This window comes from Micromonospora andamanensis, from assembly GCF_016863495.1.
GTDB lineage: Bacteria > Actinomycetota > Actinomycetes > Mycobacteriales > Micromonosporaceae > Micromonospora > Micromonospora andamanensis.
The window spans coordinates 1-8,247 of sequence record NZ_BOOZ01000093.1 but is presented as its reverse complement, the minus strand read 5'-3'; the positions used below and the strand labels follow the sequence as shown (position 1 = coordinate 8,247).

Genomic DNA, 8,247 nt, shown 5'->3' with positions numbered 1-8,247 from the left:
ACTAAGACTGTAACGGCTGCAGGAAGGCTGTGTTGGCGGCGTCTCGGGACGGTTGGGCAAGGTGGGTCCGAGACGTTGACGACGCATCCGGGAGCGACAGTGACGATTATGGACACGGACCGGGTCTGGCTGATCACGGGCGCTTCCGCCGGGTTCGGTCGGGAGTTGGTGTTGGCTGCCCTCGCCGCCGGAGACCGGGTGATGGCCACGGCCCGCCGACCGCGCCAGCTGGACGATCTCATCACCATCGGCCGGGGTCGGGTGCGCACGGCGCCGCTGGATGTCACCGACAATGCGCAGATAGCTGCCGCGGTCGCACAGACGATTGTCGAGTTCGGCCGGATCGACGTGCTGGTGAACAACGCCGGTCACGGCAGCGTAGGTGCCGTCGAGGAACTCGACCTTGCGGACCTGCGAGCCTTGATGGACGTGATGTTCTTCGGTGCTGTCGCGGTGACCAAAGCCGCTCTGCCACACATGCGTGCCCAGCGCAGCGGGGCGATCATCCAGCTCAGCTCGATGGGCGGGCAACTGAGCATGCCCGGCTTCGGAGCGTACTGCTCGGCGAAGTTCGCACTTGAGGGCCTGTCCGAGGCACTGGCGGCAGAGGTCGCACCGTTCGGCATCCGCGTATTGATCGTGGAACCAGGAGCGTTCCGGACCGAGTTCGGCGGTCACCGGATGCACAGATCCCCGATCATCGAGGAGTACGCCGTGTCAACCGGGTCCACCCGCGCCGCAGTCGACGCCATGGACGGCACCCAGCCAGGCGACCCGACCAAGGCGGCGCGAGCAATTCTGGAGGTGATCGACAGCGCGGACCCACCGCTGCGGCTGGCCCTCGGCAACGACGCAGTCGATCTCATCGCCGCCCACCATGAACTGCTGCGAACCGACCTGGCGAGGTGGGAAAAGCTCAGCCGTTCGACAGACCTGGATTGAAGGCGACGACACCACCCCAGACACCGCACCTCACCGAGCCGAATACACCCTCATGCCGCACGACGAGCGCGGAGGGGCAGCGTCCGCCCACCGGGGCGCGCCGCCCAGGGGGGTGCTGCCTCAGTCGTATCGTCGATTGATGGATGGTGCCGGGGAATCGCTGGATGTCGACGATGTGCTTGTGGTGATCGAGCATCCGTTCGGCGAGGTGGAGGCTTCGCTGGCGGAGTGGATCGCCACCGGCCCGGGACCGCGTCGCCTCGTTCGACCGGTGCGCGCGCGTTCTCGGTCGACCGGGCGGAGTCTGCCGTTGTCGGTGATCCCACCGCAGTACCGCAACAACGCACAGTCCCGACGCGCGATCGCGGCCGGGCTCCTCGATGATCCTTGGCCGGACGCCACAAGCTAGCCGACAGGTGTACGAGGTGAGCCTGCCGGACGTCGGCAACGGTTACTCCATCCACCGGCTGGCACGGGCCCGTGCCGAGGGGCGAGAGTACGGGTGCCCGCCCTCACGTTCGCACGGTAGTACTTCGGCTTCGGCCGCGCCGATGCAGACGATGCTGCTGGTGGTGGAGGATCTGTGGTGGTGGCGGTGCTCGGTTTCGGCGCTCGTGGGCACACACTGGGTACATGGCCCATCACGACAAGCGGGTGCCCGATCACCTGCTGATCACCATCGAGCAGCAGGACGATCCCGTGTCGGCGGTGTCCGAGGATGATGCCCGACGCCGCTCGGTCGCCTATCCCACGCTGATGTGGGGCGTGCCGGTCTTCGGCTGTGCCGAGGAGGTGGACGGCCGGTGGCGGGTCGTGCGGCTTGACGCCGACGAGCCGCAGCATGCCCGCGACGTTCTCGCCTCGCACTTTCGGCGCCTGTTCAGCGAGACGCCGCAGACCGTGGATAACGCGGCCGCGCGGGCGGCGTTCGAGAGGGCGTACGAGATCCTCGACTGGGAGTCGGTGAATGAGCTGACCGTCAGTGGCAGTCGTTATCGGATCATCCGGGCGCAGCCGTTCATCCGGATGGGTCCGGACGGACCGGAGCCGCCCCGGCCCACCGATGCCGATCCGTACCCGCCGGGCGAGGCGGAGCGCACGGCGTCGCCGATGGACGGATTCGTCATCGACCCGGCGGCTGGCACCGGGCTCACCGACGCCCTCGTGCGGATGGAACTGGTCTCGGCGACCTACCCGGCGACATCCGTCCCCGACGACGTGTACGCCGATTCGCGTCGGGCGTTGGTGACGCACCCGAACGTGGTGCTGCTCCCGGTCGGGTTCACCGTGGGGGAGCAGGTCGACGGCAGGTGGCGGCCCCGCTCGTTCATCACCTATGCGACGCCGCAGGCCGCCCGGGACGCGGAGTCGTTCGCCATCGCCGACGTTCCACGGGACGCCGACACTCCGATCGAAGAGTTCATGGCCGCATACGCGTGCGCCCGCGCGGCGCACCGTCCGCCACGCACCGACGACTTCGAGGTGGGCGGTGTGCCGTGCCGGGTGACCCGGGTCGAAACCTTCATCCGGTTCGGTGCGGACGGCCCGGAAGGTCCCCGCCCGTCAGACCACGACCCGCTGCCACCGCCAGCCAGTCAGGTCGAGCAACTCCGGGCGCAGGGACTGATGCCCGATCCCGACTGACCGGGACATGGCGGGGGTGAGCTCGTCCTGTCCGACGGACGCGATGTGCGTTGAACGACGCGTCTACGGCAGAGTCAGCGAGCTGCACAGGTTCGTCGCCGCAGGGTTCGCCCTGGTTTTCCAGGGCAGCACTCCGCCGGAGGACGGGGAGCCGCCGTACGGCCACATGCCGGTCCGCAAGACCGACGTGGGTCGTCATTCCGGTCATGGTCTTGATCTCAACCGAGGTTGAGGTCCTACATTCCTCCCACAGCCGTTGGCACCGGAGGTGGATCACATGACGATGCAGCAGTTGTCCGACGCCCAGCTTGCAGCTCAACCTGCCGCCTACTGGACGGGCGTGGCCTACGAGTCCCTCATTACCTTCACCCGCGCCCGGCATGTCGAGCTCGGCTTCACTCAGCCTCAGTTCTGGCTGCTGCGCAACCTGTCCAAGAACGACCTTCTGCCGCAGGGCGGCGGGCTGACCGTCCCGGAACTCCGCTCGGCGATGAATTCCTATCTCAGGGCCGAGGACGACCTGGACGCCGAGTCGGAGGTTCTGCTGGAGCGCGGGTGGCTGACCCGGGACGGCGATGGACGGCTGTGGATCACCGAGGCGGGGGAGGACGCGCGCGTGAGCATGAAACAGCATGCGCCGGCGATCCGTGCACGCATCCACAAGGACATCGACGAGGGCGACTACGTTACCACCCTCAAGGTCCTCCGACAGCTGATCCGGAACACCGGCGGCTCGGTGGACTGATCCCCTGCCCAACCGCCTCCCCGAATCGGCCCCGTGGCCGCGGATCGCGACATGCGCTCGTCGGCAGCTGGTCATGTTCGAGGTATCCGAAAGAGCCGAACGGTTGCAGGTGTCGGCGGGGTGAGCATCGTGGAAGTACCGGCCCGACACTGTCGCTCAGTCCTTCGCCTTCGGCTCGACGCTCTTGATGATCAGGTTTCGTAGTGTGCGGGTGAGCCGGTGGGCGGCAGTCAGGTCGAAGGCAGGGCCGGTGACGTCGATCGTGCGGCGAACCTGAAAGGCGGACAGCGCGGATTCGGGTGGTGTGTCCATCAGGTCAACGATTGGCTCGATTGCCTTGTCGACAGGTGCGGCAAACAGCCTCGTGATGATGTTTAACGCGGTTCGGGTCGGTTGGCTGAATGGTTCGGCGAGTCCGGTGTCAACGAACAAGGGGTTGTGCAACACGTAGCGGATGGGGCTGTCGGGATGCTCGGCGGCGAAGGCGACGCCGAGCAGGTCGTTGGCGCGGGCGCCCTGCATAGTGGCCATCAAGGGCCGGTAGCGCCTGCGAAGTTGGAGGTCGTTCCAGTACAGCCGGCCAGCCTTGCTGCCGGTGCCGCACAGGTTGACGATTACCGGATGTGGCGCTCGTTCCAGCGCAGTGCGTAATTCCTCGGCGAGCAGGTACCGGCTGAGCACGTACAGCGCGAAGGTGCGCTCAATTCCCTCGGCGGTTTCCTGACGCTTCGTCTGGAAGCGGAAGGCACCGAGCACCAGGGCGTCGATGCTCGGATACTGCGTGCGGAGCCGGTCGGCGAGCCGAGCTGTCATCGTCAGTGAGCTCAGGTCGGCGGGCAGGAACGAGCACCGGTCGCCGGCGCTGAGCCGATCCGCTTCGGCGAGTAGTGTTTCGCCTCTGACCTGACTCGTTCCGATGGCGAGAACCCGGTCGCCTCGGCCTAGATAGTGTAGAGCCAGCGCCTTGCCTATGCCCTGGGTTCCGCCGGTGATGACGAATGTGCGCACAGGATGCTCCTTTTCCACGGGTCGGTACGCTCGATCGTCGGCTGGCGGCGAGGGCGGCGAAAGGAGGAACATTGATGTCTCCACTCCTCCCGGTGCCGGTTTCGGCGCAGGACCGATCCTCGTGCGCGGCAGCGGACGTCCTGCGGCGCACCGGCGACAAGTGGAGCGTGTTGCTGATGGCGGTGCTCGCCCAAGGGTCGTACGGGTTCAACGAGCTCGATCGGGCCGTGGACGGGTTGAGCCGGCGGATCCTCACCCGCACGTTGCGCGCGCTGGTGCGCGACGGTTTGGTGGACCGGACACCACATCGCGGCCCGGTTGCGCGTGTTGACTACGTTCTCAGCGAGCTTGGGCAATCGTTGTTGCCACTCATTATTGAGGTCGGCCGCTGGGCGGAAACCCACGAGCATGATATCCGCGACGCACGCGCCCGCTACGACGTCGACGAAAAGCTTGCTGCGTGACCGTCGGCGGTGGCTGGCTGATGGTATATCGGTCGCGCCACCGCGACCCTCGTCGCCGGCGGAGGCAGGTCACGCGGCTTGGGACTCCGTGTCACGTGACAGACCGGTCACCATGACTGCTCGGAGTGAGGACGTGCCGGGTCCGATCCCCGGTCCAGGCCCGCTTCGAGGATCGCGGTCAGGCTGGCGGCGTCGATCGGGCCTGGATGGTTTTGGATCAGGCGGGTGACGCCACTGGCCATCTTCGCGAAGCGCGGGAGGTCGGCGCGGGCCACGCCGATGTCCGCTCTGCGAGGTTACAAGCAGGTCACGGCGCTCTTCGATACTTCTGTCGCGGCGGGGGAGTGTGGGATGTCAGTCGGCGGTGAGGGGCACGAACGGGTATCCCTGTTCGGCGCAAACCGGCATCGGCCGGTAGTGGGCGGTGATCCGGTGGGCGTCGCGGTGCGGCTCGGCGACCTCGACGACCACGCATTCATAGGGCGGTCCTGGTACCGCGTCGATCTGGCCCAGGTGACGCCTGGCCATTGAGCGCTGTGCGGAGACAGGGACGAGGCAGGCGGCGCAGGACCGGATGGCGTTCACGGCGACGGCAAGGGCTGCGACGGCGCGTACGTGAGCCCCGGCGCGGCCTGCCACGCGGCGTTATCGAGCCGCTGTCGACGCGGGTGGGCGGTCGGACGTGTGGGCGCAGTGCCGGCAGCGTCGGGGGCAGGGTGTCTGTGGTGTGGCGTGGGTGAGGCCGCTGACGTGCAGGATCGTGGTGACGGTCTGGTCGAGGGTGCTGCTGCGCGGGATGACGGTCTCCCCGGGGACATCGAGGAGGTCGTGGTGGGTGTACCAGCTCCGCATCTGTTCGGGGGTGACGGAGACGGGTTCGTCGCGGCCGAGGTGGCGGCGGACTGTTTCGTCGAACGGCACGTCGAGGTAGAACACAGCGACCGGGCCGGCGTGGTTGTCGATGAGTTGGCGGAGTACGCCGGCGTAGCGTTCGGTGTGCAGGATGCCTTCGAGGATGACGTGGTAGCCCAGGTCGAGGGCGGTACGGGCAGTTGCGGTGATGAACGCAGGGGCCACCGGGTCGATGTGGGTGCTGTCGTGCTCGCGGAGGACGGTGCGGCGGAGGTAGTCCTGTTCCAGCAGGGCGCAGCCCCGTCCGTAGCGGCGTCGTGCTTCTCGGGCTGCAGTGGTCTTTCCGCTTGCCGAGTTTCCGCGCACGATGACGAGCGTCGGGACCTGCGGGGAGGACCGTTCGATGCGCGACGGGTCGGTGGTGGTCATTGTGGCTTTCCTGAGGTGGGCCAGGTGACGGAAATCGTGGCGTGGCGGCGGGTTACGAGTAGCTGGGGTCCGTCGGGTGTAGGCGGGTGTAGGTGGGGTGCACGGTGATTGTCGGTCCGGGGCCGTATCGGTGATGGTGTTCCCGGACCGTCATGAGGTTGAGTATGTCGGTCGTGAGGGTGTCGGCATCGGGTCCGAGGCCGTGGGCGCCTAACTGCCAGGTGATGTCGTCGAGCCCGCGCGTCGCGAGGTAGGCAAAGCTGTCGGTGGTGAGCAGGGTCGGGCAGCCGAACCGGCACAGCCTGGCTCAGGTCAGGGCTGAGGATCGACCTAGCCATCGGTGGACGGCTCAGGTGTGTCGAGCCCGTAGGTTTGGTGCTGCAACACCGCACGCGCCGCCTGCAACAGCGCGGTCAGCAGAGGATGATCTGAATCGGGAAGCCATGCCAGGGCCGCAGTGGAGGGCGCAAGGTCGACGACGTCGATGTAGGCGACGCCGCGCCGGGAGTAGTCCCGACGGGCCTCGGCAGGCAGAAAGGCGATGGCCTGGCCGCGGGCGACGGCCGACAGCAACGCCTCCATGTCACCAGCGACGGGCCCGTAGCGGACCGGTCTGCCGTCCGGGCGAGGGTTGACCGTCCAGAAGTCCCACCACTGTCGTAACTCGGGAATGGGAACGTCGACTACCACGTGATCGCAGAGATCGGCGAGCGTCAGCGGCGCTTGATCCACAAGCGGATCATCGGCCGGAAGGCAGGCGATGCGCGGCTCGCTCGACAGGTGCATGCTCCGGAAGCCGGACGGCAGGGGCGGACGCAGGAACGCGGCGTCGATCTCTCCGCGTGGCAGCGCGTAGACCTGCTCGACGAAGTTGACCGAGCGGATCTCGACGTCTATGCCGGGATGCCGGGCGGACAATTCGGCGAGGATGTCGATGACGTAGGGCATGAAGGCCTCCCCGCCGATGGCGCCGATTCTCAGGTTGCCCTGAAGTCGCCGGGCATGCACGGCGGCGACCGCTTGGAGGTCGGTCATCGCCGCGACGAGGCGGCGGGCCTGCGGCACCAGGGCGCGGCCCGCATCGGTGAGGTCGATCTGGCGGGAGGAGCGCTGCACCAGGTCGACGCCGAGCCGATCCTCCAACGCCCGGATCTGCTGGCTGAGTGTGGGCTGCGCCAGAAAGGCCCGCTGAGCGGCCCGGCCGAAGTGAAGCTCCTCCGCGAGTATGAGGAACAGTCGCATTTGACGCAGGCTCGGCTCCAAGCGGCGTCGCTCCGGAACATGTCGCATCATAGCCGGAACGCTATCAATCGGCCGCAGATGCTGATCACGTGATCGTTGATCTCTGCCCGTGCCGCCGGTCAGGATTGGCTGCGGACAATCCATCCGGGACACCCGGCGCGAGCACTTCCCCAGGCGAGTGCGATTCGGCAGCAGCCTCTACCTCACGGAGGCCTTCTCCTGCCGATGACCACCCGCTGATCGTGATGTCGGGACCCGGATGGATTGGCGTTGTCAATCCATCTATTCCCTTGGAGATCCCAGTGAGACAGCTCTTCTGCCCGAAGCGGGCAGGCATCGTGGTCACGGTCATGGCACTTGTGTTGAGCGCCCAGGCGCCAGCGGCGGCCTCCCCGTCGGATGAGAGCCCCGAACTGGTGGCCTTGGCCTACCCCACCTCCCCCTGCGACCCGAACGGACCGACCTCCGCCGACGCCGCACTCGCCAGTCAGTTGAACAGTCAGCTGCAGGCGAAGATGCGCGGATACATGACTGCCTATCGAGTGTCGTGTGCGCGCATGGTGACCAAGGCCGTACGGGATCGGGGCCTTGAGGTGCGCGCCGCGGCGATCGCCATCACCACCACAATCGTCGAGACGAGCATCCAGAACATCAACATCGAGGTTGACCACGACAGCCTGGGCCTGTTCCAGCAGCGTGCGCCGTGGGGCAGCCGAGCGCAGCGGCTCGACCCGACCTGGGCGACGAACGCATTCCTCAACAAGATGCTTAGCGAATTCCCGAACGGATCCTGGAAGACCGCCCCGATCGGCAATGTCTGCCAGGAGGTCCAGGTATCCGCCTACCCCGAGCGGTACGCGGTCGAAGCCGGCGACGGCACCAAGATCGCCAACGCGTTGTGGTCCCTTCTGGATTCACCGG

General features: G+C 67.0%; 10 protein-coding genes and 1 pseudogene. 6 read left to right on the top strand and 5 right to left on the bottom strand.

Annotated features, from left to right (window positions below; genetic code table 11):
* The first annotated feature begins 108 nt into the window (after positions 1–108).
* The 4 genes from Van01_RS32450 to Van01_RS32435 all read left to right on the top strand — a co-directional run bounded on the left by Van01_RS32450 (position 109) and on the right by Van01_RS32435 (position 3,331).
* On the top strand, positions 109–942 hold the full coding sequence (locus Van01_RS32450) for an oxidoreductase (protein WP_239099441.1): 834 nt from the start codon (positions 109–111) through the stop codon (positions 940–942).
* Positions 943–1,081: 139 nt separating this feature from the next.
* A complete protein-coding gene (locus tag Van01_RS32445) occupies positions 1,082–1,351 on the top strand; it encodes a hypothetical protein (protein ID WP_204015755.1) in 270 nt (89 codons plus the stop codon).
* A gap of 224 nt (positions 1,352–1,575) precedes the next feature.
* Positions 1,576–2,586, top strand: coding sequence for a DUF5954 family protein (locus Van01_RS32440; protein ID WP_204015753.1), 1,011 nt, complete (start codon positions 1,576–1,578; stop codon positions 2,584–2,586).
* Between the two features lie 277 nt (positions 2,587–2,863).
* Positions 2,864–3,331 carry a winged helix DNA-binding protein gene (locus Van01_RS32435; RefSeq protein WP_204015751.1) on the top strand — a complete coding sequence of 156 codons (468 nt, stop codon included), beginning with the start codon at positions 2,864–2,866 and terminating at the stop codon, positions 3,329–3,331.
* Positions 3,332–3,487: 156 nt separating this feature from the next.
* Here the strand turns inward: Van01_RS32435 and Van01_RS32430 are convergent, their stop codons facing one another.
* Positions 3,488–4,339: an SDR family NAD(P)-dependent oxidoreductase gene (locus Van01_RS32430; protein WP_204015749.1), complete on the bottom strand. Its 852-nt coding sequence runs from the start codon at positions 4,337–4,339 to the stop codon at positions 3,488–3,490.
* A 74-nt stretch (positions 4,340–4,413) separates the two neighbouring features.
* Between Van01_RS32430 and Van01_RS32425 the strand changes: the two genes are divergently transcribed.
* Positions 4,414–4,803: a winged helix-turn-helix transcriptional regulator gene (locus tag Van01_RS32425; RefSeq protein WP_204015747.1), complete on the top strand. Its 390-nt coding sequence runs from the start codon at positions 4,414–4,416 to the stop codon at positions 4,801–4,803.
* 107 nt (positions 4,804–4,910) lie between these two features.
* Here Van01_RS32425 and Van01_RS32420 read toward each other — a convergent pair whose 3' ends face one another.
* The 4 genes from Van01_RS32420 to Van01_RS32405 all read right to left on the bottom strand — a co-directional run bounded on the left by Van01_RS32420 (position 4,911) and on the right by Van01_RS32405 (position 7,326).
* Positions 4,911–5,078, bottom strand: coding sequence for a hypothetical protein (locus tag Van01_RS32420; RefSeq protein ID WP_239099440.1), 168 nt, complete (start codon positions 5,076–5,078; stop codon positions 4,911–4,913).
* Positions 5,079–5,157: 79 nt separating this feature from the next.
* Positions 5,158–5,331 (bottom strand): hypothetical protein, encoded by a 174-nt coding sequence (locus Van01_RS32415; protein WP_204015745.1) that lies wholly within the window; start codon positions 5,329–5,331, stop codon positions 5,158–5,160.
* Positions 5,332–5,448: 117 nt separating this feature from the next.
* Positions 5,449–6,084 (bottom strand): AAA family ATPase, encoded by a 636-nt coding sequence (locus Van01_RS32410; protein ID WP_204015743.1) that lies wholly within the window; start codon positions 6,082–6,084, stop codon positions 5,449–5,451.
* Positions 6,085–6,414: 330 nt separating this feature from the next.
* Entirely contained in the window at positions 6,415–7,326 is a 912-nt protein-coding gene (locus tag Van01_RS32405; RefSeq protein WP_204015741.1) for a LysR family transcriptional regulator, read from the bottom strand.
* Positions 7,327–7,628: 302 nt separating this feature from the next.
* On the opposite strand from Van01_RS32405, the pseudogene Van01_RS32400 reads away from it, so the two are divergent.
* Positions 7,629–8,247, top strand: a pseudogene (locus Van01_RS32400) (hypothetical protein); the annotation flags it as partial.

Coding starts and splice junctions, on each gene's coding strand:
- Van01_RS32450 (WP_239099441.1), top strand. CDS start 109: ATGGACACGGACCGGGTCTGGCTGATCACGGGCGCTTCCGCCGGGTTC.
- Van01_RS32445 (WP_204015755.1), top strand. CDS start 1,082: ATGGATGGTGCCGGGGAATCGCTGGATGTCGACGATGTGCTTGTGGTG.
- Van01_RS32440 (WP_204015753.1), top strand. CDS start 1,576: ATGGCCCATCACGACAAGCGGGTGCCCGATCACCTGCTGATCACCATC.
- Van01_RS32435 (WP_204015751.1), top strand. CDS start 2,864: ATGACGATGCAGCAGTTGTCCGACGCCCAGCTTGCAGCTCAACCTGCC.
- Van01_RS32425 (WP_204015747.1), top strand. CDS start 4,414: ATGTCTCCACTCCTCCCGGTGCCGGTTTCGGCGCAGGACCGATCCTCG.
- Van01_RS32415 (WP_204015745.1), bottom strand. CDS start 5,331: ATGGCCAGGCGTCACCTGGGCCAGATCGACGCGGTACCAGGACCGCCC.
- Van01_RS32410 (WP_204015743.1), bottom strand. CDS start 6,084: ATGACCACCACCGACCCGTCGCGCATCGAACGGTCCTCCCCGCAGGTC.
- Van01_RS32405 (WP_204015741.1), bottom strand. CDS start 7,326: ATGCGACTGTTCCTCATACTCGCGGAGGAGCTTCACTTCGGCCGGGCC.